Below are 26,747 nucleotides of genomic sequence, written 5' to 3'. Positions count from 1 at the left end.
GCGGCACCGCACAGTACCTCCGACTATTCCGGAGCGACTTATCCCCCACCCCCAAACGCCGATGCATCGAGCCCCCGCGCGACCTCGCAAACAAAAACGGCGTGTTTCACGTGAAACACGCCGCCCGTTTCCTACCCACCGCACCACCAATCAAGCCGTCTTCTTCGCCAATCCAAGATAGGTCTCGATTACACGCGGATTCTGCGCAAGCTCGGCCGCCGGCCCCTCCAGTACAAACTCGCCCGTCTCGAGCACATAGCCGTAGTCGGAGATCTGCAGCGCCGCCCGTGCATTCTGCTCGATCAGCAGCGTCGCAACGCCGGTACCGCGCAACGCGTTGATGATATGAAAGATCTCCTTCACGATCAGCGGCGCCAGCCCGAGGCTCGGCTCGTCGAGCATCAGCAGGTCGGGCTTGCCCATCAGCGCACGACCGACCGCCAGCATTTGCCGCTCGCCGCCCGACAGCGTGCCGGCCGCCTGCCTACGGCGCTCCTTCAGTCGCGGAAACAGCGCGAACACGTGATCGAGTTGATCGAGGAAGTTCGTTTCCCCTGCCTGCTTGCGCCGATATGCGCCCAATATGAGGTTGTCCTCGACCGTCATCGTGCTGAACAGCTCGCGCTTTTCCGGTACAAGGCACATCCCGCGCGCGACGCGCTGCTCGACCGGCAACGCGCCGACATCGTTGCCGCGATACACGACCGCGCCCGACGCGTGCCCCGTTATTGGCAGCGCGCCCATGACCGCGTTCAGCAGCGTCGATTTACCGGCCCCGTTCGGGCCGATCACGCTGACGATCTGCCCCGCCCCGACCTTGATGGCAGCACCGTGCAGCGCCTCCACCTTCCCGTACCGCACCGCCAGCCCGCGTACCTCGAGAATCGGCATCGTCGTGTCCGTCATCACTCCACCCCGCCCAGATACGCTTCGAGCACGGCCGGATCCTGCTGCACATCCTGCGGCAGCCCTTCCGCGATCCGCGTACCGAACTCCATCACCACCAGCCGGTCGGTGAGGTTCATCACGAAATCCATGTCGTGTTCCACGAGCAACACGCTCATGCCTTCGGCCTTCAGCCGCCGCAGCAGGTCGGCGAGTTGCTGCTTCTCCTGGTAACGCAGGCCGGCGGCCGGCTCGTCGAGCAGCAGCAGCGTCGGATCGCAGCACAACGCCCGTGCGATTTCGAGAATCCGCTGCTGGCCGAGCGCGAGGCTGCCCGCTTCGTCGTACATGTGCTTCTCGAGCCCGACGCGGCGGATCTGGCGCGCGGCTTCGGCCAGCAACTGCGCTTCCTCGTGCGCATTGAGCCGCGCGATGCTGCGCCACACGCCCGTATGACCGCGCAGATGCGCGCCAATCGCGACGTTCTCGAGCACCGTCATCGCCGGCAACAGCTTCACGTGCTGGAACGTGCGACCGATGCCGCGGCGGACGATCTGACGCGACGTCAGCCCGTCGATGCGCTCGCCGCGAAACGTGATCGCACCGCCGGTCGGCTTCAGCACGCCGGTCACGAGGTTGAACGTGGTCGACTTGCCCGCGCCGTTCGGGCCGATCAGCCCGACGATCTGCCCCGCTTTCACGTCGAAGCTGACGTCGTTGACCGCCACGAGCCCGCCGAACTGCTTGCGCGCGGTGTCGACCACGAGCAGCGGCTCGCCGGCCACGGGCTTCGCGCGCTGCGGCAGCGGATCGGCCTGCTCCGGCACATGCGCGCGCGGCCCGCGCGGGAACAGTCTCGCGACGAACGGCCAGACGCCCTGGCGCGCGTACTGCAGCAGCAGCACCATCAGTACGCCGAACACGATGATCTCGAAGTTGCCCTCCGAACCGAGCAGCTTCGGCAGCAGCGTCTGCAGATAGTCCTGCAGCACGGTGAGAATCGCCGCGCCGAGCACCGCGCCCCATACGTGCGACACGCCGCCCACCACCGCCATGAACAGGAATTCGATCCCGTGGTTCAGGCCGAACGGGGTCGGGTTCACAGCACGTTGCAGGTGCGCGTACAGGAAGCCGGACACGGCAGCGAGCACGGCCGCATAGACGAAGATCACCACGCGCATCCACGCGGTGTTCACGCCCATCGCCTCGGCCATCACGCCGCCGCCGCGCAACGCGCGGATCGCGCGGCCGGGCCGGCTGTTGAGCAGGTTCTGCACCGACACGATCGCGGCCAGCACCACGGCCCAGATCAGGAAATACAGGCTGCGGCCGCTTTCGAGCTGGATGCCGAACAGGTTCAGCACCGGAATCCCGTTGATCCCGTCGTACTTGCCGAGCAGTTCGAGGTTGCCGAACAGATAGAACAGCGCGAGGCCCCACGCGATCGTGCCGAGCGGCAGAAAGTGCCCGGACAGCCGCATCGTCACGGCGCCGAGCATGAGCGCGACGAGCGCCGTCAGCACGACGCCGACGATCAGCGCGAGCCACGGCGACACGCCGTACCGCGTCGTCAGGAACGCGGTCGCATACGCGCCGATGCCGACGAACGCGGCCTGCCCGAAGCTCGTCATTCCGCCGACGCCCGTCAGCAGCACGAGCCCGATCGCGACGATCGCATACAGGCCGATGTAGTTCAGCAGCGTGATCCAGTACTCGGGCACCTGCAGCGCGCCGGGCAGCACCGGCAGCGCGAACAGCACCACGAGAAACAGCCAGAAGGTCTTGTTGCGTACCATCGTCTTCATCGCGTCACTCCTCTTCCGCATGCGGCGTCACGAAGCTCCGCCACAGCAGCACCGGAATGATCAGCGTGAACACGATCACCTCCTTGTATGCGCTCGCCCAGAACGACGAATACGATTCGAGCACGCCGACCAGCAGCGAGCCGGCGGCCGCGAGCGGGTAGCTGACGAGCCCGCCGATGATCGCGCCGACGAAGCCCTTCAGGCCGATCAGGAAACCCGAGTCGTAGTAGATCGTCGTCAGCGGGCCGACGAGGATCCCCGACAGCACGCCGAGCCCTGCCGCGAGCGTAAACGCGAGCCGTCCGGCTTCGGTCGTGCCGATGCCGACGAGCCGCGCACCGAGCCGATTCACCGACGTCGCGCGCAGCGCCTTGCCGGCGATCGTGCGGCCGAAGTACACGTAGAGCGCGCCGATCAGCACGAGCGCCGTGACGACGACCAGGATGCTCTGGGCCGATACCGTCATGCTGCCGATCGCGAACGACGCGTCCGAGAATCCGTTGGTGCGCGAGCCTTCCGCACCGAACATCACGAGGCCGAGGCCGACCATCGCGAAATGGACGGCGACCGACACGATCAGCAGCAGCAGCGTCGTGCCTTCGGCGATCGGCTGGTACACGAGCCGGTAGACGAACGGCCCCATCGGCACGACGATCGCGAGTGTCAGCGCGATCTGCGCGAGCATCGGCAACGGCTGCGCGGCAAAGCCGCGCGTGACCGCGAATACCGCGAGCGGCAGCAGCACGTAGCGGCTCGCCAGCGTCGCGAGCGTGCGGCCGAGCTGATGACGGCGTTCGCGATGGCGGATCAGGCCGCCGACTTCCAGCAGGAAGCACGCGATGCCCATCACGAACAGCAGCCAGCAGGTGGCGGGGAATTTCTGCGCCTGCAACGCGGCCAGCGTCAGCACACCGTAGGCGACGAATTCGCCCTGGGGAATGAAGATCACCCGCGTGACGGAAAACACCAGCACGAGCGCCAGCGACAACAATGCATAAATGGCGCCGGTCGTGATGCCGTCTTGCGCGAGGATCGCCGCAATCGAGAGATCCATACGTTTCGTGTATCGAGAGAGAGAATGCTGCGGAGAAACGAAAGGCGAAAACGCCCGGGGCGCGCGCGAAGCGATCGGCCCGTCGCGCGCCATGCGGCGGCCCCCGGTGGTTCCAGGCGGCACGGGTGCGGCCCGTGGGGCGCGCCACCCTGCCGACGGCACACGCGGCGCCGTTCGCGCCGCGCACGCCGGTTTCACGTGATGCTTACTCGGCCTGCAACTTCCACTTGCCGTCGACGATCTGCACCATCACGCGCGCACGCGTGTCGAAGCCGTTGTGATCGGTCGCCGTCGTGTTGATCACGCCGTGCGAGACGGGCAGATCCTTCACGCTTTCGAGCGACGCGCGCAGCGCTTCGCGGAACGCCTCGGTGCCCGGCTGGCCCTTCTTCAGCGCTTCCGGGATCGCCCTCTGCAGCAGCAGCCCCGCATCCCACGCATGGCCGCCGAACGTCGACAGCGAACCCGCGCCGTAGGCCTTCTCGTACGCGGCCTTGTAGCCGAGCGCCGGCTTCTTCACCGGATTCGAATCGGGCAATTGATCGGTCACGAGCACGGGGCCGGCCGGCAGGATCTCGCCTTCGCAATCCTTGCCGCACACGCGCAGGAAATCGTTGTTCGCGACGCCGTGCGTCTGGTACACCTTGCCCTTGTAGCCGCGCTCCTTCAGCGTCTTGGCCGGCAGCGCCGCCGGCGTGCCGGAGCCCGCGATCAGCACCGCATCGGGGTTCGAGCCCAGCAGCTTCAGCACCTGCCCCATCACCGACGAGTCGGTCCGGTTGTAGCGCTCGTTCGACACCAGCTTCAGCCCGTTCTTCGCGGCCGCCGCGTCGAACGTCTTGTACCAGCTGTCGCCGTACGCATCGGCGAAGCCGATGAAGCCGACCGTCTTCACGCCGTGCTTCGCCATGTAGCCGGCGATCGCGTCGGCCATCAGCTGATCGTTCTGCGGCACCTTGAACATCCACGCGCGCTTCGCGTCCATCGGCGCGATGATCTGCGCGCTCGCCGCAAGCGAGATCGTCGGCGTCTTGCCTTGCGACACGGGGTCGAGCATCGCGAGCGAGTTCGGCGTGACGGAGGAGCCGATGATCGCGTCGACGTGGTCCTCGTCGATCAGCTTGCGCACGTTCTGCACCGCGCGGCTCGTGTCGGAGGCGTCGTCGAGCACGATGTACTGCACGCTCTTGCCCGCGATTTCCTTCGGCAGCAGCGCGATCGTGTTCTTTTCCGGAATCCCGAGCGAGGCGGCCGGGCCGGTGGCCGACAGCGTCACGCCGATCTTGACCTGCGCCGACGCCGTGGCCGCCGCACACATGAGGCCCGCGGCAAGCAGGGCCTCCATCCATCGATTCATCTTCATTTACGTTGTCTCCAAACGCTGCTCGAAAAAACCACGGGTCGCTCGGGCGGCTCCCGATCCCCAAAACAAGTTAATATCTTAATTATCCAGATCATCCGCGCCCATGCTCGTTTTCCCGTGAAACGCCGCACCCATGCGCCGCATGCCGGCCGAAACGGTCATTCGGCCATCACGATGCGCAGCAGCAATGTCGTCAGGATGAAGAAGGCGAATAAATGCGGGATCGCGCGGAAAATCGGTGCGTGCGCAACGATGGCGGAAACGCACGCCATTCCGGGCCGGTGCAGCCCAGTACGCGCACGATGAAACGTCGGAAAACCGGCCGCTCATGAGGAGGATGCAGATACGGATGCGAGCGCAACGATCCGCGCGGGCGTCTGGACGCGCATCCAGGCCGCGGAGCGGCTCGGGAATGCCGCGACGACCCATCGCGCATCCGATGACGAACGAACGGCGCTCGCCGCCTCTCCTGCCCCGATCCACCGCGCTGCGCTGCTCATCCAACCGTACTCCCTCTTCTGCATTGTGCTTGTAGGAGAACTGCCGACCGATTTTCCCGACCGCACGGTCGGCGAAAGCCGAGTGTAACGGACGCATTTCGTGCACGCCAACCGGGTAAGCCCGGAGCGCCTGTGCAGGATTGCGCATCGTCTGCGAACGGATCGCGGGAAAGGGAAAACGGGGGGACGCGCGAAGCGCGGAAAGACGCGGTGCGAACGCAAACGCGGGAGGCGGCCGTCACGCGGGCCGATGCACCATCGATGGAATCCGTGCACACAAATGAAAAAGCGCTGTTGGATTCCGTCCAACAGCGCTTTGGGGTCCGGGCACTTTGTGCCTCGATTGTCTCCTCGTTCTCCACCTGCAAATTCGTTTCGCGGTGCATCAGAACTGAGGTGAATCTTAAAGAGGCTTAAGCACCACGACAACTTAGCATTTACCCCTATGGTGCATCGCCGCACGAAAATGGGGCAACAGCGTGCCGCGCGGCGTCGGCGCCAACCCGCTGCGACGCCGTTCCCGGGCGTGCCGGATGGTGCTTCGCATCAACGCGCGGCGACGCGCACGGCCGGCTCACGACGAGGCTCTCAACGGCTTGATCCGCGCGACCATCTCGCCGACGATGCCGCGCCGGAATGCCAGCACGCATGCGATGAAGATCAGGCCGGTAACGATCGTCGCCGATTCGCCGAGCGAATGAAACCACGCGACGCCCGTCGTCGACGCGAGCCATTCGCCGATGTCGCCGAGCCGGTCTTCGAGCGCCACGATCAACGCGGCACCCAGGAGCGGCCCGAACAGCGTGCCCATCCCGCCGACGAGCGTCATCAGCACGACGAGGCCCGACATCGTCCAGTACGCGTCCGACAGCGTCTCGAAGCCGAGCACCAGTACCTTCAGCGAGCCGGCCAGCCCCGCGAGCCCGGCCGACAGGATGAACGCGAGCAGCTTGAAGCGATCGGTGTCGTAGCCGAGCGAGATCGCGCGCGCTTCGTTCTCCTTGATGGCGACGAGCACCTGGCCGAACGGCGAATGGACGACCCGCACGATGAACGCGCACGCGGCCACGACCACCACCAGCACGACGTAGTACAGCGCGACGTCGTTCGACAGGTCGAGCAGCCCGAACAGGCGGCCGCGCGGCACGCCCTGCAGGCCGTCCTCGCCGTGCGTGAACGGCGCCTGCAGATAGATGAAGTAGACCATCTGCGCGAACGCGAGCGTGATCATCGCGAAGTAGATGCCTTGCCGGCGGATCGCGAACAGCCCGACGACGAGCCCGAGCAGCGTCGCGGCGACGGTGCCGACCAGCACGCCGAGCTCCGGCGTGAAACCGAGCGTCTGTATCGAATAGCCGGTCGCATAGCCGGCGGTCGCGAGGAACATCGCATGGCCGAACGACAGCAGCCCCGTATAGCCGATCAGCAGGTTGAACGCGGCCGCGAACAGCGCGAAGGTGAGCACCTTCATCACGAACACCGGATACGCGCCGATGAACGGCGCGGCGAGCAGTGCGGCGAGCAGCACGCCGTAGAGCACTTTTCTCTGCATCATTTTTCCTTGCCGAAGAGGCCCGCCGGGCGGAACAGCAGCACGATCGCCATGATCACGAACACGACGGTGGCCGACGCTTCGGGATAGAACACGCGCGTGAAGCCCTCGATCACGCCGAGCAGCAGGCCCGTGACGATCGAGCCGAGGATCGAGCCCATCCCGCCGATCACGACCACCGCGAACACGGTGATGATCATCGGCTGGCCCATCAGCGGCGACACCTGGATCACGGGCGCGGCCAGCACGCCAGCGAAAGCGGCGAGCGCGACGCCGAAGCCGTAGGTGAGCGTGATCATCATCGGCACGTTCACGCCGAACGCCTCGACGAGCTTCGGGTTCTCGGTGCCCGCGCGCAGGTACGCGCCGAGGCGCGTCTTCTCGATCACGAACCACGTCGCGAGGCACACCGCGAGCGACGCGACGACGACCCACGCGCGATAGTTCGGCAGGAACATGAAGCCGAGGTTGGTCGCGCCGGACAACTGCGACGGCACGTCGTACGGCTGGCCGGACGACCCGTAGATCGACCGGAACACGCCTTCGACGACCAGCGTGAGGCCGAACGTGAGCAGCAGCCCGTACAGGTGATCGAGCTTGTACAGCCAGCGCAGCATCGAGCGTTCGATCGCGATTCCGAACGCGCCGACGAGCACCGGCGCCAGCACGAGCATCGCCCAGTACGGCAGCCCGAAATACGACAGGCCCATCCACGCGAGCATCGCGCCCAGCATGAACAATGCGCCGTGCGCGAAGTTGATTACGTTGAGCAGCCCGAAGATCACCGCGAGCCCGAGGCTCAGGATCGCGTAGAACGAGCCGTTGACGAGCCCGAGCAGCAACTGGCTCAGCATCGCCGGCAACGGAATGCCAAAGATTTCCATCGACTTAGCCGTCAGAATGAGTTTCATTGCGTGCGCAACGTTCATGCATCGCGCACGCGGGCGGCGCAGCGGGCACATCGCTGCAGCCGCCACCGTGCGGCGCGCCCGTGCGCGCCGCTAGGCGATGCTTACTTCCACAACGCGCAGCGCGTTTCCTGCTTGGTGCCGAACGCCTGTTCGCCCGGAATCGTCGCGAGCACCTTGTAGTAGTCCCACGGCTCCTTCGATTCCGAGGGCTTCTTGACTTCCATCAGGTACATGTCGTGGATCATGCTGCCGTCCTGGCGGATATAGCCCTTCGCGTAGAAGTCGCTGATCTTGATCTTCTTCAGCTCGGCCATCACCTTGTCGGAGTCAGTCGTACCGGCAGCCTGCACGGCCTTCAGGTAGGTCGTCACCGACGAGTAGTCGGCCGCCTGCAGGCTCGACGGCATCTTCTTCATCTTGCCGAAGTAGCGCTGCGCCCACTGGCGCGACGCCGCGTCGCGGTTCCAGTACCAGCTGTCGGTCAGCACGAGGCCCTGCGTCGTTTCGAGGCCGAGGCTGTGCACGTCGTCGATGAACATCAGCAGCGCGGCGAGCTTCATCGTCTTCGTGATGCCGAACTCCTTCGCGGCCTTGATCGAGTTGATCGTGTCGCCGCCCGCGTTCGCGAGGCCGAGAATCTGCGCCTTCGACGCCTGCGCCTGCAGCAGGAACGACGAGAAATCCGACGCGGACAGCGGGTGACGCACCGCGCCGAGCACCTGGCCGCCGTTCGCCTTCACGACGTCCGAGGTGTTCTTCTCGAGCGCCTTGCCGAACGCGTAGTCGGCCGTCAGGAAGAACCACGTCTTGCCGCCCTGCTTCACCACCGCGGAACCGGTGCCCTTCGCGAGCGCCATCGTGTCGTACGCGTAGTGGACCGTGTACGGCGTGCACTGCTCGTTGGTCAGCGTGTCGGCGCCCGCGCCGATGTTGATGTAGACCTTCTTCTTCTCGGCCGCGACCTGGTTCATCGACAGCGCGGTCGCCGAGTTCGTGCCGCCGACCAGCAGGTCCAGCCCGCCGCGGTCCATCCATTCGCGCGCCTTCGACGCGGCGATGTCAGCCTTGTTCTGGTGATCGGCATAGACGACCTCGATCGGCTTGCCGAGCACCTTGCCGCCGAAGTCCGCGACCGCCATGCGGATCGCCTCGAGACCGCCCTGCCCGTCGATATCCGCGTAAAGCCCCGACATGTCGGTGATGAAGCCGATCTTCACGGTATCCGCCGCGTGGGCGGCGCCGGCGGTGAACGCGGCGGTCGCGAGCGCGAGACAGGCCTGTGCGAGGGTCTTCATTTTCATTGACGTCTCCTGTTGTTCTGATGCGTTGTGGTTGTTCGAGGGCCGCCACGGCTAGCGGCAAGGGAAACGGGGCGGCGTCACACCCCGAGCAGGTCGTGCAGGGTCGGCATCTTGCCTTCCAGTTCGGACGCGCGGAAATGCTCGACGATGCTGCCGTGCTCCATCACGTAGAAGCGGTCGGCGAGCGGCGCGGCGAAGCGGAAATTCTGTTCGACCATCACGATCGTGTAGCCGCGCGCCTTCAGCGCGACGATCATCCGTGCGAGCGTCTGCACGATCACCGGCGCGAGGCCTTCGGAGATCTCGTCGAGCAGCAGCAGGTTCGCGCCGGTGCGCAGGATCCGCGCGACCGCGAGCATCTGCTGCTCGCCGCCGGACAGCCGCGTGCCCTGGCTCTGCCGGCGCGACGCGAGGTTCGGGAACATCGCGTAGATCTCGTCGAGCGACATCGCATGCTCGCGCGGCCCGATCAGCGGCGGCAGCATCAGGTTCTCCTCGCACGACAGGCTCGAGAAGATCCCGCGCTCCTCCGGGCAGTAGCCGATGCCGTAATGCGCGATGCGGTGCGTCGCGAGGCCGATCGTCTCGTGGCCCGCGACCTTGATCGACCCGCTGCGGCGGCCCGTGAGGCCCATGATCGCGCGCAGCGTCGTCGTGCGGCCCGCGCCGTTGCGGCCGAGCAGCGTGACGACCTCGCCGCGATGCACGGTCAGGTCGACACCGTGCAATATGTGGGATTCCCCGTACCAGGCCTCCAGGCCCGTGATCTCCAGCGCAGGCGTACCGCTCTCGACGCCGCTCAATTCGCGTTCCTCCCGTTCGCTGTGCTTCATGCGTGCGCCCCCGCGAGCGCCGCGTCGGCACTGCCCATGTAGGCCTCGATCACGAGCGGATTCTTCGACACTTCCGCATACGAGCCTTCGGCCAGCACCTCGCCGCGTTGCAGGACGGTGATCGTGTCGGAGATCCCCGCGATCACGTTCATGTTGTGTTCCACCATCAGGATCGTGCGGCCGCTCGCGACCTTCTTGATCAGCGCGGTCACGCGGTCGACGTCCTCGTGGCCCATCCCCTGCGTGGGCTCGTCGAGCAGCATCAGTTCGGGCTCCATCGCCAGCGTCGTCGCGATCTCGAGCGCGCGCTTGCGGCCGTAGGCCAGCTCGACGGTGGGCACGTGCGCGAAATCGGTGAGGCCGACCTGCGTGAGCAGGTCCATCGCGCGATCGTCGAGCCGCTTCAGCGTGCGTTCGCTGCGCCAGAAATGGAATTCGGTGCCGAGTGCCCGCTGCAGGCCGATGCGCACGTTCTGCAGCGCGCTCAGATGCGGGAACACGGCCGAGATCTGGAACGAGCGGATGATGCCGCGCCGCGCGACCTGCGCGGGCCGCTCGTCGGTGATGTCGATGCCGTTGAAGACGATCTGGCCGGCCGTGGGCGTCAGAAATTTGGTGAGGAGGTTGAAACAGGTGGTCTTGCCCGCGCCGTTCGGCCCGATCAATGCATGGATCGCACCGCGCCGCACACGCAGGTTGACGCCGTTCACGGCGGTGAAGCCCCTGAATTCCTTCGTCAGTCCGCGTGTTTCCAGAATCGTGTCGCCGAGAATCATGTTCCCTTCCGTACGAAGTCAGGCGAAGCACCGGGAAGCCTGGCGCAAGCGGCCGCGAACAGGTCAGCGGATCAGCGGGCTGCCCCCGGGCGCCGTGGTACGCCTCGAGGGTGGTCTCCCGCGCCGACGCGTATGCACATTGCGCAACATTGTCGCGCCGTTGGTGCAGTGCAATCATCGGGATTTGCACTTATAGGGGTGGCCGCCATATCGGACGCGACTGCGTGCGGTTTTTCTCCACGCTTTTTTGATACGTGCATCATCACGCGTTGACCTGCTGCAGGACGCGGCACGCGCGCCGAAAAAAAGCCGCGCGACGGCGCGGCTTGCACGGATCTTGCCGTTCGAGCAGAAGCGACGTCAGCCATGCTTCGCATAGCGAATCAGCGGGTGTGCATGACGGCGCGCTGGCGCGCGTGTCAGCGGGCCGTCATGCAGCCGTCACCGCGGCCTCGGTTCGCACCGACGTCGTTTCGCGCGCCGCACGGCGGTCGGCACGAATCATGTCGCTCGCGCGCTCGGCGATCATCAACGTCGGCGAATTGGTGTTGCCCGACGTGATGAACGGCATCACCGACGCATCGACGATTCTCAGCCCGGCGATGCCGCGCACGCGCAGCCGGCTGTCGACCACCGCGCGCTCGTCGTCGGCGCGCCCCATCCGGCAGGTGCCGACCGGGTGGAAGATCGTCGTGCCGATGGCGCCGGCCGCATCGATCAGTTCGGCCTCGGTCCGGTACTGCGGGCCCGGCAGGATTTCCTCGGGACGATAGCGCGCGAGCGCCGGCGCGGACGCGATCCGGCGTGTGAGACGCAGCGCGTTCGCGGCGACGTGCCGATCGTGATCGGTCGACAGGTAGTTCGGCGCGATCGACGGTGCGCTGCCCGGATCGGCGCTCGTGACGTGCACGCTGCCGCGCGACGTCGGCCGCAAATGGCAGACCGACGCCGTAAAGGCGTTGAAGCCGTGCAGCGGCTCGCCGAAGCGTTCGAGCGACAGCGGCTGCACGTGGTATTCGAGATCGGGGCGCGTGAGTGCGGGATCGTCCGGGTCCGATTTCGCGAATGCGCCCAGTTGCGACGGCGCCATCGACATCGGCCCGCGCTGCAGCAGCGCATATTGGGCGCCGATCATCAGCTTGCCCCACCAGTGCGCGGACAGCGTGTTGAGCGTGCGCACGCCGTCGACGCGAAACGCCATCCGCAATTGCAGGTGATCCTGCAGGTTTTCGCCGACGCCCGGCAGATGCTGCACGACGTCGATGCCGAGCGCCTGCAGCCGCCGACCGTCGCCGATCCCCGACAGTTCGAGCAGTTGCGGCGAATTCACGGCGCCCGACGTCAGCAGCACCTCCGCCCGCGCCCGCGCGACGTAATCGGTGCCGCCGCCGTGGTACTCGACGCCGACCGCGCGCCGCCCGTCGAAGATCACGCGCTGCGCGTGCGCGCCGGTGATCACGGTCAGGTTCGGGCGCGCCATCGCGGGCCGCAGGAACGCCTTCGACGTATTCCAGCGCACGCCGCGCTTCTGGTTCACTTCGAAGTAGCCGACCCCGGCATTGTCGCCGCGGTTGAAATCGTCGGTGGCGGGGATGCCCGTCTGCTGCGCGGCCTGCGCGAACGATTCGAGAACCTCCCAGCGCAGCCGCTGCTTCTCGACGCGCCAGTAGCCGCCCGCCCCGTGCGCGTCGCTCGCGCCCGCATGGTGATCCTCGCTGCGCTTGAAGATCGGCAGCACGCTGTCCCACGACCAGCCGGCGTCGCCGGTTTCCCGCGCCCAGTCGTCATAGTCCTCGCGCTGGCCGCGCATGTAGATCATCCCGTTGATCGACGAGCAGCCGCCGAGCACGCGGCCGCGCGGATACGACAGCGCCCGGCCGTTGAGCGCCGCTTCGGGCTGCGTCTTGTACAGCCAGTCGGTGCGCGGGTTGCCGATGCAGTACAGATAGCCGACCGGGATATGAATCCAGTGATAGTCGTCCTTGCCGCCTGCTTCGAGCAGCAGCACGTGGATGTCGGGATCCTCGGTCAGGCGGTTCGCGAGCACGCAGCCCGCGGTGCCTGCGCCGACGATCACGTAGTCGAATTCGACCTCGAGCGTGCGTTGAGTAGTCACTGCTTGTCTCCTGTCGACCAGCGTTAGCGCTTTAGCGCTTACGCTGGTCCCATGGCGTGGCTGGATGGAGTTAGCGCTTCAGCGCTTACTCCATCCCCACGGCGGTCGATCCAAGTTGGCGCTTCAGCACTTACTCGGGTCCCATGGCGTGGCTGGACGGAGTTGCCGCTTCAGCGGCTTACTCCATCCCCACGGCGGTCGACCCAAGTTGGCGCTTCAGCGCTCACTCGGCTCCAAACCTCTTTGTTATTGCACCGCGCGGCGCGATGCCGCGCGCCTTTTCAGCATAGTGCGTCGCGTCGCACCGCGCCTGCTGCCCGCGCGCACGACCCGATGAAGCGTACTCCCGCGCCCGGCCGCCGATCCAATGAGTTATGCTGAACCGCGTTATAAGCTACGCTCATATCACGACGATGGATCTCACCCTGCTCCGCGCGTTCGCGACGGTCGCGCGCGAAGGCAACCTGACGCGCGCCGCGGCGCAGTTGCACCTCACGCAGCCGGCCGTCAGCCTGCAGATCAAGCATCTGCAGGAAACGCTCGGCGTCGTGCTGTTCACGCGCACGTCGCGCGGCCTTGCGCTCACGCGCGACGGCCAGACGCTGCTGCCGCACGCGGAACGCGCGCTCGCCGCGGCCGCCGACGTGCAGCGCGCCGCTGCCGCGCTGCGGCACGAGGTGCGCGGCCGGCTGCGGATCGGCACGATCCTCGACCCGGGGTTCCTGCGGCTCGGCGGCTTCCTGCGCGCGCTGGTCGAGACCCATCCGCAGATCGAGACCGCGCTGCGGCACGGGATGTCGGGCTGGGTGATCGAACAGGTGCGCGCGCGGGCGCTCGACGTCGGCTACTACATCGGCCGGCCGGGCGAGGACGATCCGCTCGACGGCGCGCTGTTCCACACCCTCACGCTCACGCATTTCCAGTACCGCGTGCTCGCGCCCGCCGGCTGGAAGGAGCGCGTACAGCGCGCGCACGACTGGCGCGCGCTCGCCGCGCTGCCGTGGATCTGGACGCCGCCGGCGTCCGCGCATCACCGGCTGCTGTCGCGGCGTTTCGCGGACGCCGGCGCACAGCCGGTGAAGGTCGCCGAGGTCGACCAGGAGCAATCGATGCTCGACCTCGTCAAATCGGGGATCGGGTTGACGCTCGCGCGCGATTCGACCGCGCTGGCCGAAGCGCACGCGCATGCGCTGACGATCGTGGAGCGCGTGACGGTGCCGACCGAACTGACGTTCGTGACGCTCGCCGAGCGGCGCGACGAACCGGCGATCGCGGCCGCGCTGCGGTTGATCGAAACGCAGTGGGCGATATGAGCGTTGCTGATGTCGATGCGGCCGGTTGTGCCTCGGGTTTCGCCGCCTGACGCATTCCGCGGATCGCCGTGACGGACCGGATCGCCCGCTCCCGCGTCGTGTCGCCGCGTCCCGTCCGGTCGTCACGCCATCGTTGCAGGCTTTTTGCTAGATTGTGCGTTCGCACACCGCGAGACCCCGATTGAAGGAGACCCGCATGGCCCGCAACATCGAGATCAAAGCCCGCGCCCGCGAATTCGACCGGCTGCGCGAACAGGCGGCTCAGCTCGCGACCGAAGCACCATTGTTCTACCGCCAGCAGGATTTCTTCTACGACGTGCCGCGCGGCCGGCTGAAGCTGCGCCGCTTCGAGGACGGCACGCCGGCCGAGCTGATCTTCTATCAGCGCGACGACCGCGATGGCCCGAAGGCGTCGTACTACACGCGCAGCCCGGTGACGAACCCCGACGCGATGCATTCGCTGCTCGCGACCGCACTGACCACGCGCGGGATCGTGACGAAGGAGCGGCACGTGTACCTCGCGGGCCGAACCCGCATCCACCTCGACCGCGTCGACGGCCTCGGTGACTTCATCGAGCTCGAAGTCGTGCTCGGCCCGGACGACGACGAAGCCGGCGGCGAAGCCGAAGCGCACGAGGTGTTCACGAAGCTCGGCGTGGCGCAGGACGATCTCGTCGCGGTCGCGTACGTCGATCTGCTGAACGCCGACACCCAACCCGAAACGGCCTGATCCGGCCCCACCGACGGCGCCCCGCACGGGACGCCCCCGGGGCCTGTGCCGCGGCTCCTCCCCGTCACGCGGCGCCGGGCGCCAGATGCGCGAGCGGCAGTGCGCCGTTGCGCTTGAAGGTCGTCAGCACGATGTTCGAGCGCACGCTGTCGACGCCCGGTACCCGCATCAGCTTCTTCATCACGAACTGCGACAGCGCGTTGAGATCCGGCGCGACGATCCGCAGCAGGTAGTCGGCATCGCCCACCACCGCATGGCATTCGAGCACTTCCGGCAGCACGTCGATCTGCTGCTGGAACTGCTCGATGATCGAATCGCCGTGATGCTTGAGCTTCAGGCTCGTGAACGCGGTCACGCCGAGCCCGAGCTTTTCGGGCCGCAGCATCACGCGGTAGCCTTCGATCACGCCGGCCGCCTCGAGCCGCTGCAGCCGCCGGCCGATCTGCGACGGCGACAGCGGCACCTCCTCGCCCAACTGCTGATGCGTCGCGCGACCGAAGCGCTGCAGCACGTCCAGCAGCGCGAGATCGAAGTGATCGAGTTCCAGCATGAACATTCTCCGCATTGATTCATGGTTTGATGCGAGATTATCGCATCATTGAGCGATTGAACGCCAACTATGCGCCCATTCCGCGCGCGGCCCGCTCTACACTTGCATGGTCCCAACCTCAGCGTGCAGAGCCTGATCATGTCCACCGTCGTCACCGCGAAACTGCAGGAGCAGTTCGATGCGGGCCTCGAAACCCGCGCCGATTTCACCATCGACCAGCCGCTGCAGCGCTACGGCCAGGTCGACCACGCGGTATGGACGCAGCTCTATGCGCGCCAGTCGGCCCTGCTGCGCGGCCGCGCGTGCGATGCATTCGTCGCCGGGCTCGGCAAGATCGACCTGCCGGTCGATCGCGTGCCGTCGTTCGCCGACGTGAACCGCCAGTTGAAGCCCGTGACCGGCTGGGAAATCGTCGCGGTGCCGGGCCTCGTGCCCGACCGCGTGTTCTTCGAGCACCTCGCGAACCGGCGTTTTCCGGTCACCTGGTGGATGCGCCGTCTCGATCAGCTCGACTACCTGCAGGAACCCGACTGCTTCCACGACCTGTTCGGCCACGTGCCGCTGCTGATCGATCCGGTGTTCGCCGACTACATGCAGGCGTATGGCCGCACCGCGCTCGCGGTCGCCGACGACGAAGCGGCGCTGGCGCGGCTCGCGCGCCTCTATTGGTATACGGTGGAATTCGGGCTGATCCGCGACCCGCGCGGGACCAACGGGCTGTCGATCTACGGCGCCGGGATCGTGTCGAGCAAGGGCGAAAGCCTGTACAGCCTCGAAAGCGCGGCGCCGAACCGGCTCGGGTTCGACCTCGAGCGCGTGATGCGCACGAAGTATCGGATCGACACGTTCCAGAAGACCTACTTCGTGATCGACGATTTCGCGCAGTTGTTCGCGCTCGCCGACGTCGACGGTCGCGCGCTGGCCGACCGGCTCGCGGCGCTGCCCGAATTCGCGGCCGGCGCGGTGCTCGAGACCGACCGCGTGCTGCATCGCGGCACGGGCGAAGGCTGGCCCGACGACGACGCGTGACGCATGACACGCCGGCGCCGCGGCGCCAGCCGCCCGTCACCCTTTGCACAACTATGAAACAATGAACGATGCCGGCTGCGCCGCGCGGCGCAGCCGTGCGCGGGCGCCGTTACCGAACGAGAGGTGCAAGATGATCCACAAGCTCACATCCGAAGAACGCAAGACCCGGCTCGAAGGCCTGCCGCTCTGGACGGCCGTGCCGGGCCGCGACGCGATCCAGCGCCGCCTGCGCTTCGCCGATTTCAACGAGGCATTCGGCTTCATGACGCGCGTCGCCATCAAGGCGCAGGAGATGAACCATCATCCGGAATGGTTCAACGTGTACAACCGCGTCGACGTCACGCTGTCGACCCACGACGCCGACGGCCTGACCGAGCGCGACATCGAACTCGCGCGGTTCATCGACGGCGCCGCCGCGCACGCGCAACCGGGCGCCTGAGTCCCGCCTCTACCGCCGCGCGTCTTTTCGATGCGCGGCGCGTCAACTTTTCATTTCGCTAAACGTTTTCTAGGATGTACTCAGCGAAAGCCTTCAGCTTTCCAAGCCATCCTTAAGGCGCGCGTAAGTCTCGTACGCTTTCCGCGCCTTGGGGTCCAAACCTTCCAGTTGCAGCGCGCTTTCGCGCTGTACAATCAGCAGCGCATACGGCTTGGAGAGCGCGCTGGCCTCTTCGCAGAGTTTGAGTTCGTCGCCGCTCGACGGCGAGCGGGCGCGCCAGAAATTGATCGCGGCTTCTAGGTCGTGGATCGAAATATCGGACATGATTGGATCTAATCGTTCGCTGGCCGCCATGCTTGATGTCAGGCGATGCGGCACCCCTGTGGAAACGGCTTCGTGCTGTCCGCGTGCCTGAACCGCCAACCCATTGTACTTGAGCGAACTTCATGCGACTCCTTCTGATCGAAGACGACCGCCCCATCGCACGCGGTATCCAGAGCAGCCTCGAGCAGGCTGGCTTCACCGTCGACATGGTGCATGACGGCATTTTTGCCGAACAGGCGCTGGCACAAAACCGCCACGAACTCGTGATCCTCGACCTCGGCCTGCCGGGCATCGACGGGATGACGCTGCTCACGCGCTTCCGCCAGACCAACCGCCACACGCCCGTGATCGTGCTGACCGCACGCGACGAGCTGAACGACCGGATCCAGGGCCTGAACTCCGGCGCCGACGACTACATGCTCAAGCCGTTCGAGCCGGCCGAGCTCGAAGCGCGCATCCGCGCGGTGATGCGCCGCAGCGGCCCGCACAGCGACATGCCGCGTCCGGAAGTGTCGCTCGGCGGCGTCCGGCTGTCGGGCGTCGACCGCCGCATCTTCAACGACGACAAGCCGCTCGAACTGTCGCCGCGCGAATTCGCGGTGCTCGAGATGCTGCTGCTGCGTCACGGCCGCGTCGTCAGCAAGGCCCAGTTGCAGGATCACCTCACGCATTTCGGCGGCGATCTCGGCGACACCGCGATCGAAGTCTACGTGCACCGCGTACGCAAGAAACTCGAACAGTGCCGAGTCGAAATCGTCACGGTGCGCGGTTTCGGCTACCTGCTGCAGGAAATCCGCCAGACGGCGAGCGTCTGAGCGACGCCGCGCGCCGGCCGGCCGCGTGCCGTCGGCGCATGCGTGCGGCTCCGCGTCGCCGCTCCCGGCGTACGACCGCGCCGCTCCCCGTGAGCGGCGCTTATCCATTTGCCCGTCGAAATGTCTCCTGATCCGGCTGTGACCACCAGCCTGCGCCGCTCGCTGCTCCGGCGCCTCGCCGCCCCGCTGTCGATGCTCGCGCTGATGAGCGGCCTGATCGCCTACTGGCTCGCGTGGCAATACACGCAGCACGTGATCGACCGTTCGCTCGCCGATCTCGCGACCGCCATCTCCAAACAGATCCAGATCGCCGGCCCCGACGCGCCGTTCACGGTGCCGCCGCTCGCGCAGGCGATGTTCTCCGATCCGGCCGAAGCGCTGATCTACCGGATCAGCGACGGCGAGCAGGAACTCGCCGGCGACCCGAAGCTGCCGCTGCAGGGCATCAACGTCCGCCGCATGCATCATGCGTACGTGTTCGAGGCCGAATACGACAACCGCGCGGTGCGGGTCGCGCAGGTGCGCGTCGACAACGTCGAAGGCGGCCGGCCGATGGTCGTCGAAGTCGCGCAGCCGGTACGGCACCGCTACCGGATCGCGGCCGAATTCCTCGTCGCGATCATGATGCCGCTGCTGCTGCTGCTGCTCGCGGGCTGGGGCATCGTGTGGCGCGTCGTGAACCAGCAACTGGGCCCGCTCACGCATCTCGCCGATTCGCTGAACCGGCAGACCCACACGTCGCTGGAACCGGTCGACGAAACCGACGTGCCGCTGGAGATCCGGCCGCTGACGAGCGCGATGAACGCGCTGCTCGGCCGCCTGAAGACCGCGCTCGACGCGCAGCGCAAGTTCATCGCCGATGCCGCCCACCAGTTGCGCACGCCGCTCACCGCGGTGAAGCTGCATGCCGAGCAGGCGGCCGTCGCGCGCGACCCGCACCAGACCTACGCCGCGGTGCGCGAGCTGCGCGCGGCCGCGGACCGCGCGGTGCGGCTGTCCAACCAGTTGCTGTCGCTCGCGCGTGCCGAGCCGGGCGAACAGGCCGCACGCTTCGTCGATGTCGATCTCGCGGCGATGGCGTTCGAGACGGGAGCCGAATGGGTGCCGCGCGCGCTCGCGTCGCACGTCGACCTCGGCTTCCAGCGCAGCGACGACGCAGGCGACGACGAGAAGCTGATCGTGCGCGGCAACCCCGTGCTGCTGCGCGAGGTGATCGCGAACTTGCTCGACAATGCGCTGAAGTACGTGCCGCTCGCGCGGCCGAACGGCGCGCGGATCACGGTGAACGTCGCGCGCGCCGCGCTCGAGGACAGCCAGCCTGCCGCCGAGATCGTCGTCGAGGACAACGGCCCCGGCGTGCCCGCCAACCAGCAGGCCGACCTGTTCAAGCGTTTCTTCCGCGGCGACGCGCAAAGCGGCAACGGCGTCGAAACGGGCGCCGGGCTGGGGCTCGCGATCGTGCACGACATCATTGCGATGCACGGCGGCACCGTGTCGTACGAGGACGCAGCGGAAGGCGGCTCGCGCTTCGTGGTGAGGGTGCCGCTCGCCGCGCATACGGAGAAACCGGCCAGCGAAACGCCGGCCGCGGCGCCGACGCACTGAGCGATTCGCGGCGGGCAGCCGCCGGCCCGTTGACCGGGTGGCCCGCCGGAAAAGGAAAGCGAACGACGGCCCGCTACGATGCGGCAACCGTCGGCTGAAACGACAGCGGCAGCGCGAGATGCGCTGCCGCCTGCATCACTTCCTGCTCTTCTTGTCCTTCGAACCGGACGCGGACTTGCCGTCCTTCTTGTCCTTGTCCTTGTCCTTCTTCTTTTTCTTCTTTCCGCCTTCGTCGGACGTCGCAAGCAACGTGCCGCGGCACGACTCCGCCCCGCAGTGGCACGCGTATTCGCGCTTGAGCTTCTTCGTCAGCTTCGCGTCGATCACGAGGCCGTAGTCGTAGAACAGCTCTTCTTCCGGCCCGATGTCGCGCAGCGCGTGGATGTACACGCGGCCCTTGACCTCCTCGGCTTCGCAGTTCGGCGCGCACGAATGGTTGATCCAGCGCGCGCTGTTGCCGTCGATCTTGCCGTCGATCACGCCGCCTTCGTCGAGTGCGAAGTAGAACGTATGATTCGGCTCGCTCGGGTCGTGCGGATGACGGCGCAGCGCTTCCTTCCACGAGATTCGCTCGCCCTTGTATTCCACTACGCGCTCGCCGGCCTTGATCGGCGCCACGGCGAACACGCCCTTGCCGTGTACTCCCGAGCGGCGCACCGCGATCCTGCGTGAACTCATCGAACGATCCCTTGTGAAGACGACTTGAATGGAAGCGGCCGCGATCGCGGCCGGGCGCCGCACCAAACGAAAACGCGGCACCGGTCGGTGCCGCGTCGGGGCATGCGGCGAATCACCCGCATCCTACACGTTCACGATTGCTTCGTTCAACATCGCGCGCAATATTGCGCGATGTGCTCAGCGCTGGCCGAATGCGACGTCGCCGAACAGCGCCTTGTGCTCGCGCGGCTGCGAGCGCCAGTATTGCGGCGGCGCCGTCACCTGCGCGCCGAGTTCGGCCGCCGCGTGCCACGGCCAGCGCGGGTCGTACAGCATCGCGCGCGCCATCGCGACGAGATCGGCGTCGCCGGCCTCGATCAGCCGGTCCGCGTGCCCGGGTTCGTTGATCAGGCCGACCGCGATCGTCGGCATGCCGACCGCCCGCTTCACGGCCTGCGCGAACGGCACCTGGTAGCCGGGCGCCAGCGGAATCTTCTGGAGCGGCGACACGCCGCCGGACGACACGTCGATCCAGTCGCAGCCGCGGCGCTTCAGTTCGTGCGCGAACGCGATCGTATCGTCGAGCTCCCAACCGCCTTCGACCCAGTCGGTCGCGGACACGCGCACGCCGACCGGCCGGTCTTCCGGAAACGCGGCGCGCACGATCTCGAAGATCTCGAGCGGAAACCGCATCCGGTTTTCGCGCGAGCCGCCGTATTCGTCGGTGCGCCGGTTCGCGAGCGGAGACAGGAACTGATGCAGCAGGTAGCCGTGCGCCGCGTGCACTTCGATCGCATCGATACCGAGCCGCGCGGCCCGCCGGGCCGACGCCGCGAAGGCGTCGCGGATGCGGTTCAGGCCCGCGGCATCGAGTGCGAGCGGCGGCGTCTCGCCGTCGTTGTGCGGCACGGCCGACGGCCCGTGGGCCAACCAGCCGCCGTCGGCGACCGGCACGAGCTGGCCGCCTTCCCACGGCGCCGCGCTCGACGCCTTGCGCCCCGCATGCGACAACTGCATCGCGACGCGGACCGGCGAATGCTTGCGGATCGCGGCCAGCACCGGCTTCAGCGCGGCTTCGGTCACGTCGTCCCACAGGCCGAGGTCGCCATGCGTGATGCGCCCGTCGGGTTCCACCGCGGTCGCTTCGATGCACAGCAGCCCCGCGCCCGACAGCGCGAGATGGCCGAGGTGAATCATGTGCCAGTCGGTCGCTTCGCCGCGTTCGGCCGAGTACTGGCACATCGGGGAAATCACGATCCGGTTCGGAAGGGTTACGCCGCGCAGCGTGAACGGAGAAAACAGCGCTGTCATGGAAGCCGCTCGTCAGGAAAGGGAAAGAGCGGACGAGCGTAGCACGCACGCCTGAAGCGTGCAGACGGCGCGATCGACAGTAAGCGGATGGTCAGGTACGGCCGGCCGGATGCCGGCGGTGCACGGAACGTGCGGTGTACGGCGATGCGCCGGCTCGCAACGGATGCAGACTGGACCCAAGCTTGGCAGCGGCGCGGCTGCCCGCGACGTCAGAGCCCGACGCTGTCGAGCCACTCCGCGAACATGCGCCGTGCGGCCGTCTCGAGCGCGGGGCCTTGCTGCGCGGTATCGGCGCGCAACTGGCGCGCGTCGACACCGGGCGTCGCGGCGATTTCGCCGGCGTTCGCGATCAGCCACGGTTCGAAGCGCTCGGTGCGGATCTCGGGATGACATTGCAGCGCCAGCACGTGCTGCCCCCATGCGAATGCCTGGTGGCGGCAGGCCGGCGTCGACGCGAGATGGATCGCACCGCCCGGCAGGTCGAACGTATCGCCATGCCAGTGCAGCATCGACGTCGTCGCGCCGTCGAGATGGCGCAACGGCGACGCACGACCGGCGTCGGTGAGCGTCAGTGGCGTCCAGCCGAGTTCGTGCCGTGCGGCCGGATAGACGTGCGCCCCGAGCGCCCGTGCGATGAACTGCGCGCCGAGGCAGATGCCGAGGATCGGCAGCCCCGCGTCGATGCGCTGGCGCACGAGCGCCAGGAGCGGCGCGATCGTCGGATACTGCGCATCGTCGTACACGCTGAGCGGCCCGCCGAGCACGACGAGCAGCGACGGCTCGAGCACATCGAGCACCTCGACCCGCGACGATCCGACATCGACGTAGCGCACCCGTCGACCGCGTTCGCCGAGCACCTGCTCGAAGCTCCCGAGATCCTCGAAATGCACGTGGCGGATCGCCACGACTTCAGCGTTCATCATCGGCCTCCCGGTCGATCGACGGACGTCAGCCTGCGAAAATCTTCCAGGTCTTCTTCTGCGTCGCCGCGTCGGCTTCTTCCTGCACCGAGCAGTCGAGACGCAGATCGCTGTCGGACATCGAGATGTCGAGCGCCGCGCAGTGATGCACGGTCTTCTTCGACAGCTTGCCCGGCTGGAAATGCGTGCACGTGAGGCACATGCGTTGCGGCGGCGTCGCCCCGGCCACCTGCAGCTCGCGCAGCGTCTTCAGCAGCGCGCGATACAGCGTGCCCTGCTCGTCCGCGCCGAGCTTGCCGACCGCTTTCGTCAGGAATTCAGGCCATTGCAGCGCCTTCTTCGCGGCCGTACGGCCACGCGCCGACAGGCGCACGGCCAGTGCCCGGCCGTCGTCCAGCGCACGGCGCTTCTCGACGAGCCCCTTCGTCTCGAGCGTGCTGACCGCATCGCTCGTGGTGGCTGCGGTGAGCTGCGTCTCGCGCGCGATCTCGCCGAGCCGCATCGGGCCCTTGCGCTGCAGCAGCAGCACGAGAATCTCGCCCTGCGTCGGCGTAAGGCCAGCGCCTTCCGCCCAATCCCATGCCTCGCTCCGCATGGCCGTGCTCAACCGCAGCAGGCTGTGGGTCACACGTCCCGCAGCCTGGTTCCCGTAAACGCCTTCGCTCATAGTCTTTTCGCTTTGCCGCCGCCCGGATGGCCGAGCGGCCGTAGTGTGGAGATCGAATCCATCTCAAAACAGACGCACTCTTTCGAGTGGCGTCAGCACGGCCGTCGCGAGGCACACGCGGCGGTCGCGTTCGCGGCGACCGGAGAGACACGCATCGTTTCCGGTGTCCGCAAAGCCGACATTCTAAGCGAGAGCGGAAAATCGCACAGCTAAGTTATCCCCTGCACTCTGTGGAAAATCGCTGGATAACCGGATTTTTTCGTTGTGCGTGCAATGTCGCGCGCCCGCGAAACGGGGCGCGCCGGTATTTTCCTGTTCGGATCGGCCATCGGCCGCACGCTGATGATCCACCGGGTTATCCCGCCCGCAGAGCATTGACTTTGCAGTGGAATATCGGGTTATCCACAGATTTTCAGGACGCCCGACGACGATTTCGGCCGGACATGGCAGCGAACGCCATTCAGTGAATCGCGCCGCGGTCGATCCCGCAATCTGCAAAACATTTTTTCACTCGCGCCAACGCAAGCACTGCTGCCGGACCGTCTCGTTCAGCGATTTTTCCTGTTTGAAAACGGTTCTCAACCACGATGCGTCGTTCACGCGCGCCTTCGCGAGCGCACCGATCTCGTCGAGCGCCGCGCGCGAACCCAGCGCGGCCGCATGCGGGGCGATCCGGTCGAGCGTGTCGAGGATGTCTTCCGCGATCGTGCGGCGCTCGCCCGTCTGAGGATTCACGCAGGTGCCTTCGAGCCCGAAGCGGCACGCTTCGAAACGGTTGAACGTGTAGACGAGGTAATCGTCCTCCGACAGCTTCAGCGGCCGGTCGGTCAGCAGGTAGCGTGCGAGCGTCTGGATGTAGCAGGCGATCGCCGCCGCGCGATCTACCGACAGCGGCGTGTCCATCACGCGCACCTCGATCGTGCCGTAGCCGGGCTTCGGCCGGATATCCCAGTAGAAGTCCTTCATCGAATTGACGACGCCCGTGTTCACCATCTTCGTGAAGTACTCCTCGAAGCTGTCCCAGGTCAGCACGAACGGCGCGCGGCCCGACAGCGGGAACGCGAACACCGAATTCAGGCGTGCCGAATGGAAGCCCGTGTCGACGTTCTGCACGAATGGCGACGACGCGGACAGCGCGATGAAGTGCGGGATGAAGCGCGACATCGAGTGCAGCAGGAACAGCGCGCTGTCGGGATCGGGGCAACCGATGTGCACGTGCTGGCCGAACACGGTGAACTGCTTCGCAAGATAGCCGTACAGCTCGGAGATGTACTGGAAGCGCGGCGCATCGTAGATCTGCCGGTCGCTCCATTGCTGGAACGCATGCGTGCCGCCGCCGGCCAGCCCGACGTTGAGCTGGTCGGCTGCCTTCACGAGCACGTCGCGGATCGCATGCAGTTCGCCGACGGCTTGCTCGTGCGAATGGCAGATGCCGGTCGACAGCTCGATCATGCTTTCGGTGATTTCCGGCGTGATGTTGCCCGGAAAGGTCTCGCCCTGGATCAGGCGCATCAGGTCGGATGCCGCTTTGGTCAGGTCGTAGTTGTGTGTGTTGACGACCTGGATCTCCAGTTCGACGCCGAACGTGAACGGTTCGGAATTGACGAAGGTTTCGAGTGCCATGGCAGGTTCCGGAATCAGTTGCCGTCGCTGCGTTCGCCGACCGCCGACAGGCAGCGGTAGACGACGAACGGGCTGACGAGCTGCAGGATCACGATCGAGCACATCACGATCGCGCGCAGGTGCGGGTCGAAATTCGGATAGAGCTGGTAGGTATCGTCGACGAGCAGGTACGACAGCGCGGACATCGGCGTGAGCGCGATGCCGAGCGCGATGCCCTGCTTCATCCCGATGCCGCTCGGCTTCGCGAACGCGACGACGCCGGCCAGCTTCGCGACGAGCCGCGTGACGATCAGCACGATCGCGAGCAGCCCGCCGAGCGCGATGTCGCCCCACGTGAACGACGTGAGCGTCAGCACGAACAGCACCACCGTCAGCAGCCATCCGGCCGTGCCGAAATGCTCGGGCCACAGCTGCGGCCGCGCTTCGAGGTTCTTCACGATGATGCCGGCGAGCAGCAGCGTGAGCAGCGTCGACAGTTTCAACGCCTGCGCGACGGCAATCGCGAGCATCACGAGCCCGAACAGCGCGACGAACGAATGCTCGTCGCGCATCGTCGCGGTCATGTGACGGAACAGGTAATTGCACGAACGCGCGACAAGATACGCGACGATGAAGGAACCGGCGAGCAGGTAGAGCGGTTGCAGGATCGTCGCGAAAACGTTGCCGTACGCTTCCTGATGCAGCCAGCTCGTCACGAGCTTGGTCAGCACGATCGCGTACACGCTGTTGAGCGCGGTGAGCGTGATGAGACGCTGCGACACCTGCCCTTCCGCGCGCAGTTCGGTCTTGAGCTGGATCACCATCGACGGCGACGTCGCGATCGCAATCGCCGACAGCACCAGCGCGACCATCCCCGATACGCCGAGCGCGAGCATCACGAACAGCACGAGCACGAACGTGAGCGTGGCTTCCGCGAGACTCGACGCGACGAGCCACGGATTGCGCCGGATCCAGCGCAGGTCGAGGCGGCTGCCGAGCTCGAACAGCAGCAGGCCGAGCGCGACGTCCATCAGCAGTCGCGAGGTTTCGTCGGTGCTCGCGTCGATCACGCCGAATCCGAATGAACCGGCGATCAGGCCGATCACGGCATAGCCGGTGATGCGCGGCAGGCGCCACGCGCGATAGCACAGCTCGCCGCACAGGCCGGCTGCGAAGAGCGCGAGCCCGGCCCAGAACACGGCATCCGGCGCAAGCGGCCAGTTGGGCAGGAATGAGAACGCCGACTTCATCGTGGTGACTTCTCCTTTGGAAGCAACCGCCAGCGACGCGGGGTCAAGCGTCAGGAATGGATGCGCGCCGGCTGGGTATCGCCCCGAATGTGATTGTTGTGCTCGACGATGGCGGTACATGGGGTCCGCCTGTTCCGCCACAAGGCGGAACGTCGTTCAGGTTGCCGATCTGGATTGTCGGCCTGGTGTGTGAACGGACAGCGCTGTCTCGAAGATTCAGATTCGAAATCGTGCCGACCGTTCCATTGAAGCATGTCCGGCGCCTGGCCGAACGAACGCGAAGGAAACCGATTGTGCCACAGCTTTTTCGCTCTGGAACCGATTGAATCGACTCGCGGCGCTGTGCGGCACCACAGGTCTTTGGTTTCAAAGGTTTACTTGTATATATACATAGTAGAAGTTAACAAAGGGCGCACAGTTCTGTGGATAACTCCGGTTT

General features: G+C 66.4%; 25 protein-coding genes. 6 read left to right on the top strand and 19 right to left on the bottom strand.

Annotated elements, in window-relative coordinates:
• Nucleotides 1-150: 150 nt before the first annotated feature.
• The 11 genes from CFB46_RS04580 to CFB46_RS04530 all read right to left on the bottom strand — a co-directional run bounded on the left by CFB46_RS04580 (nt 151) and on the right by CFB46_RS04530 (nt 13,096).
• Nucleotides 151-906: an ABC transporter ATP-binding protein gene (locus tag CFB46_RS04580; protein WP_089499376.1), complete on the bottom strand. Its 756-nt coding sequence runs from the start codon at nt 904-906 to the stop codon at nt 151-153.
• A complete protein-coding gene (locus CFB46_RS04575) occupies nt 906-2,690 on the bottom strand; it encodes a branched-chain amino acid ABC transporter ATP-binding protein/permease (protein WP_051421375.1) in 1,785 nt (594 codons plus the stop codon). Before CFB46_RS04575 ends, CFB46_RS04580 begins: the two co-directional genes overlap by 1 nt.
• 4 nt (nt 2,691-2,694) lie before the next feature.
• Entirely contained in the window at nt 2,695-3,744 is a 1,050-nt protein-coding gene (locus tag CFB46_RS04570; protein ID WP_027783153.1) for a branched-chain amino acid ABC transporter permease, read from the bottom strand.
• 205 nt (nt 3,745-3,949) lie between these two features.
• The gene (locus CFB46_RS04565; RefSeq protein ID WP_027783152.1) at nt 3,950-5,107 is read right to left on the bottom strand and encodes an ABC transporter substrate-binding protein; all 1,158 of its coding nucleotides are present in this window, start codon (nt 5,105-5,107) and stop codon (nt 3,950-3,952) included.
• Between the two features lie 78 nt (nt 5,108-5,185).
• Nucleotides 5,186-5,755 carry a hypothetical protein gene (locus CFB46_RS35810; protein ID WP_152777878.1) on the bottom strand — a complete coding sequence of 190 codons (570 nt, stop codon included), beginning with the start codon at nt 5,753-5,755 and terminating at the stop codon, nt 5,186-5,188.
• A gap of 426 nt (nt 5,756-6,181) precedes the next feature.
• Nucleotides 6,182-7,159 carry a branched-chain amino acid ABC transporter permease gene (locus tag CFB46_RS04555; protein ID WP_027783151.1) on the bottom strand — a complete coding sequence of 326 codons (978 nt, stop codon included), beginning with the start codon at nt 7,157-7,159 and terminating at the stop codon, nt 6,182-6,184.
• Nucleotides 7,159-8,043 (bottom strand): branched-chain amino acid ABC transporter permease, encoded by an 885-nt coding sequence (locus CFB46_RS04550; protein WP_027783150.1) that lies wholly within the window; start codon nt 8,041-8,043, stop codon nt 7,159-7,161. Before CFB46_RS04550 ends, CFB46_RS04555 begins: the two co-directional genes overlap by 1 nt.
• Before the next feature lie 128 nt (nt 8,044-8,171).
• Nucleotides 8,172-9,371, bottom strand: coding sequence for an ABC transporter substrate-binding protein (locus CFB46_RS04545; protein WP_027783149.1), 1,200 nt, complete (start codon nt 9,369-9,371; stop codon nt 8,172-8,174).
• Nucleotides 9,372-9,448: 77 nt separating this feature from the next.
• Nucleotides 9,449-10,204, bottom strand: coding sequence for an ABC transporter ATP-binding protein (locus CFB46_RS04540; protein WP_027783148.1), 756 nt, complete (start codon nt 10,202-10,204; stop codon nt 9,449-9,451).
• A complete protein-coding gene (locus CFB46_RS04535; RefSeq protein WP_027783147.1) occupies nt 10,201-10,980 on the bottom strand; it encodes an ABC transporter ATP-binding protein in 780 nt (259 codons plus the stop codon). The genes CFB46_RS04540 and CFB46_RS04535 overlap by 4 nt, the downstream gene beginning before the upstream one ends.
• Nucleotides 10,981-11,410: 430 nt before the next feature.
• Complete coding sequence (locus CFB46_RS04530) at nt 11,411-13,096, bottom strand: GMC family oxidoreductase (RefSeq protein WP_089499374.1); 1,686 nt, start codon at nt 13,094-13,096, stop codon at nt 11,411-11,413.
• A gap of 413 nt (nt 13,097-13,509) precedes the next feature.
• Here CFB46_RS04530 and CFB46_RS04525 point away from each other — a divergent pair, with 413 nt between their 5' ends.
• Together CFB46_RS04525 and CFB46_RS04520 are read left to right on the top strand one after the other, a co-directional pair.
• The gene (locus CFB46_RS04525) at nt 13,510-14,409 is read left to right on the top strand and encodes a LysR family transcriptional regulator (RefSeq protein WP_027783145.1); all 900 of its coding nucleotides are present in this window, start codon (nt 13,510-13,512) and stop codon (nt 14,407-14,409) included.
• Nucleotides 14,410-14,605: 196 nt separating this feature from the next.
• Nucleotides 14,606-15,139, top strand: coding sequence for a class IV adenylate cyclase (locus CFB46_RS04520; RefSeq protein WP_027783144.1), 534 nt, complete (start codon nt 14,606-14,608; stop codon nt 15,137-15,139).
• 64 nt (nt 15,140-15,203) lie between these two features.
• Here CFB46_RS04520 and CFB46_RS04515 read toward each other — a convergent pair whose 3' ends face one another.
• The gene (locus CFB46_RS04515; protein ID WP_006408082.1) at nt 15,204-15,689 is read right to left on the bottom strand and encodes an Lrp/AsnC family transcriptional regulator; all 486 of its coding nucleotides are present in this window, start codon (nt 15,687-15,689) and stop codon (nt 15,204-15,206) included.
• 138 nt (nt 15,690-15,827) lie between these two features.
• Here CFB46_RS04515 and phhA point away from each other — a divergent pair, with 138 nt between their 5' ends.
• Both phhA and CFB46_RS04505 read left to right on the top strand, forming a co-directional pair.
• Entirely contained in the window at nt 15,828-16,718 is an 891-nt protein-coding gene (gene phhA / locus CFB46_RS04510; RefSeq protein ID WP_027783143.1) for a phenylalanine 4-monooxygenase, read from the top strand.
• A gap of 61 nt (nt 16,719-16,779) precedes the next feature.
• Nucleotides 16,780-17,157, top strand: a complete 378-nt coding sequence (locus CFB46_RS04505; RefSeq protein WP_256980638.1) for a 4a-hydroxytetrahydrobiopterin dehydratase — start codon at nt 16,780-16,782, stop codon at nt 17,155-17,157.
• A gap of 93 nt (nt 17,158-17,250) precedes the next feature.
• On the opposite strand, the gene CFB46_RS04500 is transcribed toward CFB46_RS04505, so the two are convergent.
• Nucleotides 17,251-17,481, bottom strand: a complete 231-nt coding sequence (locus tag CFB46_RS04500; RefSeq protein ID WP_027783141.1) for a DUF3717 domain-containing protein — start codon at nt 17,479-17,481, stop codon at nt 17,251-17,253.
• 122 nt (nt 17,482-17,603) lie between these two features.
• Between CFB46_RS04500 and CFB46_RS04495 the strand changes: the two genes are divergently transcribed.
• Nucleotides 17,604-18,296 carry a response regulator gene (locus CFB46_RS04495; protein WP_006401494.1) on the top strand — a complete coding sequence of 231 codons (693 nt, stop codon included), beginning with the start codon at nt 17,604-17,606 and terminating at the stop codon, nt 18,294-18,296.
• Between the two features lie 120 nt (nt 18,297-18,416).
• Nucleotides 18,417-19,901: a sensor histidine kinase gene (locus CFB46_RS04490; protein ID WP_027783140.1), complete on the top strand. Its 1,485-nt coding sequence runs from the start codon at nt 18,417-18,419 to the stop codon at nt 19,899-19,901.
• 135 nt (nt 19,902-20,036) lie between these two features.
• Here the strand turns inward: CFB46_RS04490 and CFB46_RS04485 are convergent, their stop codons facing one another.
• The 6 genes from CFB46_RS04485 to CFB46_RS04460 all read right to left on the bottom strand — a co-directional run bounded on the left by CFB46_RS04485 (nt 20,037) and on the right by CFB46_RS04460 (nt 26,308).
• Nucleotides 20,037-20,579 carry an SET domain-containing protein gene (locus CFB46_RS04485; RefSeq protein ID WP_027783139.1) on the bottom strand — a complete coding sequence of 181 codons (543 nt, stop codon included), beginning with the start codon at nt 20,577-20,579 and terminating at the stop codon, nt 20,037-20,039.
• Between the two features lie 177 nt (nt 20,580-20,756).
• Entirely contained in the window at nt 20,757-21,869 is a 1,113-nt protein-coding gene (locus CFB46_RS04480; protein ID WP_089499372.1) for an NADH:flavin oxidoreductase/NADH oxidase, read from the bottom strand.
• A 209-nt stretch (nt 21,870-22,078) separates the two neighbouring features.
• A complete protein-coding gene (locus CFB46_RS04475; protein ID WP_027783137.1) occupies nt 22,079-22,789 on the bottom strand; it encodes a glutamine amidotransferase in 711 nt (236 codons plus the stop codon).
• 28 nt (nt 22,790-22,817) lie between these two features.
• Complete coding sequence (locus CFB46_RS04470; RefSeq protein ID WP_027783136.1) at nt 22,818-23,456, bottom strand: MarR family winged helix-turn-helix transcriptional regulator; 639 nt, start codon at nt 23,454-23,456, stop codon at nt 22,818-22,820.
• A gap of 507 nt (nt 23,457-23,963) precedes the next feature.
• Nucleotides 23,964-25,079, bottom strand: a complete 1,116-nt coding sequence (locus CFB46_RS04465) for a YbdK family carboxylate-amine ligase (protein ID WP_027783135.1) — start codon at nt 25,077-25,079, stop codon at nt 23,964-23,966.
• Between the two features lie 14 nt (nt 25,080-25,093).
• Nucleotides 25,094-26,308: a cation:proton antiporter gene (locus tag CFB46_RS04460; RefSeq protein ID WP_027783134.1), complete on the bottom strand. Its 1,215-nt coding sequence runs from the start codon at nt 26,306-26,308 to the stop codon at nt 25,094-25,096.
• Between the last annotated feature and the right edge of the window lie 439 nt (nt 26,309-26,747).

Source organism: Burkholderia sp. HI2761, assembly GCF_002223355.1.
Classification (GTDB): domain Bacteria; phylum Pseudomonadota; class Gammaproteobacteria; order Burkholderiales; family Burkholderiaceae; genus Burkholderia.
This window is presented reverse-complemented; position numbering and strand designations above follow the sequence as displayed.

Excerpts from the sequence above, each read along its gene's own strand:
- CFB46_RS04495 (WP_006401494.1), top strand. The coding sequence starts at position 17,604 with ATGCGACTCCTTCTGATCGAAGACGACCGCCCCATCGCACGCGGTATC.
- CFB46_RS04570 (WP_027783153.1), bottom strand. The coding sequence starts at position 3,744 with ATGGATCTCTCGATTGCGGCGATCCTCGCGCAAGACGGCATCACGACC.
- CFB46_RS04540 (WP_027783148.1), bottom strand. The coding sequence starts at position 10,204 with ATGAAGCACAGCGAACGGGAGGAACGCGAATTGAGCGGCGTCGAGAGC.
- CFB46_RS04525 (WP_027783145.1), top strand. The coding sequence starts at position 13,510 with ATGGATCTCACCCTGCTCCGCGCGTTCGCGACGGTCGCGCGCGAAGGC.
- CFB46_RS04465 (WP_027783135.1), bottom strand. The coding sequence starts at position 25,079 with ATGGCACTCGAAACCTTCGTCAATTCCGAACCGTTCACGTTCGGCGTC.
- CFB46_RS04460 (WP_027783134.1), bottom strand. The coding sequence starts at position 26,308 with ATGAAGTCGGCGTTCTCATTCCTGCCCAACTGGCCGCTTGCGCCGGAT.
- CFB46_RS04545 (WP_027783149.1), bottom strand. The coding sequence starts at position 9,371 with ATGAAAATGAAGACCCTCGCACAGGCCTGTCTCGCGCTCGCGACCGCC.
- CFB46_RS04505 (WP_256980638.1), top strand. The coding sequence starts at position 16,780 with ATGAACGATGCCGGCTGCGCCGCGCGGCGCAGCCGTGCGCGGGCGCCG.
- CFB46_RS04535 (WP_027783147.1), bottom strand. The coding sequence starts at position 10,980 with ATGATTCTCGGCGACACGATTCTGGAAACACGCGGACTGACGAAGGAA.
- CFB46_RS04550 (WP_027783150.1), bottom strand. The coding sequence starts at position 8,043 with ATGGAAATCTTTGGCATTCCGTTGCCGGCGATGCTGAGCCAGTTGCTG.
- CFB46_RS04480 (WP_089499372.1), bottom strand. The coding sequence starts at position 21,869 with ATGACAGCGCTGTTTTCTCCGTTCACGCTGCGCGGCGTAACCCTTCCG.
- CFB46_RS04490 (WP_027783140.1), top strand. The coding sequence starts at position 18,417 with ATGTCTCCTGATCCGGCTGTGACCACCAGCCTGCGCCGCTCGCTGCTC.
- CFB46_RS04515 (WP_006408082.1), bottom strand. The coding sequence starts at position 15,689 with ATGCTGGAACTCGATCACTTCGATCTCGCGCTGCTGGACGTGCTGCAG.
- CFB46_RS04485 (WP_027783139.1), bottom strand. The coding sequence starts at position 20,579 with ATGAGTTCACGCAGGATCGCGGTGCGCCGCTCGGGAGTACACGGCAAG.
- CFB46_RS04500 (WP_027783141.1), bottom strand. The coding sequence starts at position 17,481 with ATGTCCGATATTTCGATCCACGACCTAGAAGCCGCGATCAATTTCTGG.
- CFB46_RS04520 (WP_027783144.1), top strand. The coding sequence starts at position 14,606 with ATGGCCCGCAACATCGAGATCAAAGCCCGCGCCCGCGAATTCGACCGG.
- CFB46_RS04475 (WP_027783137.1), bottom strand. The coding sequence starts at position 22,789 with ATGAACGCTGAAGTCGTGGCGATCCGCCACGTGCATTTCGAGGATCTC.
- CFB46_RS04580 (WP_089499376.1), bottom strand. The coding sequence starts at position 906 with ATGACGGACACGACGATGCCGATTCTCGAGGTACGCGGGCTGGCGGTG.
- CFB46_RS04555 (WP_027783151.1), bottom strand. The coding sequence starts at position 7,159 with ATGCAGAGAAAAGTGCTCTACGGCGTGCTGCTCGCCGCACTGCTCGCC.
- CFB46_RS04565 (WP_027783152.1), bottom strand. The coding sequence starts at position 5,107 with ATGAAGATGAATCGATGGATGGAGGCCCTGCTTGCCGCGGGCCTCATG.
- CFB46_RS35810 (WP_152777878.1), bottom strand. The coding sequence starts at position 5,755 with ATGCGCAATCCTGCACAGGCGCTCCGGGCTTACCCGGTTGGCGTGCAC.
- CFB46_RS04470 (WP_027783136.1), bottom strand. The coding sequence starts at position 23,456 with ATGAGCGAAGGCGTTTACGGGAACCAGGCTGCGGGACGTGTGACCCAC.
- phhA (WP_027783143.1), top strand. The coding sequence starts at position 15,828 with ATGTCCACCGTCGTCACCGCGAAACTGCAGGAGCAGTTCGATGCGGGC.
- CFB46_RS04575 (WP_051421375.1), bottom strand. The coding sequence starts at position 2,690 with ATGAAGACGATGGTACGCAACAAGACCTTCTGGCTGTTTCTCGTGGTG.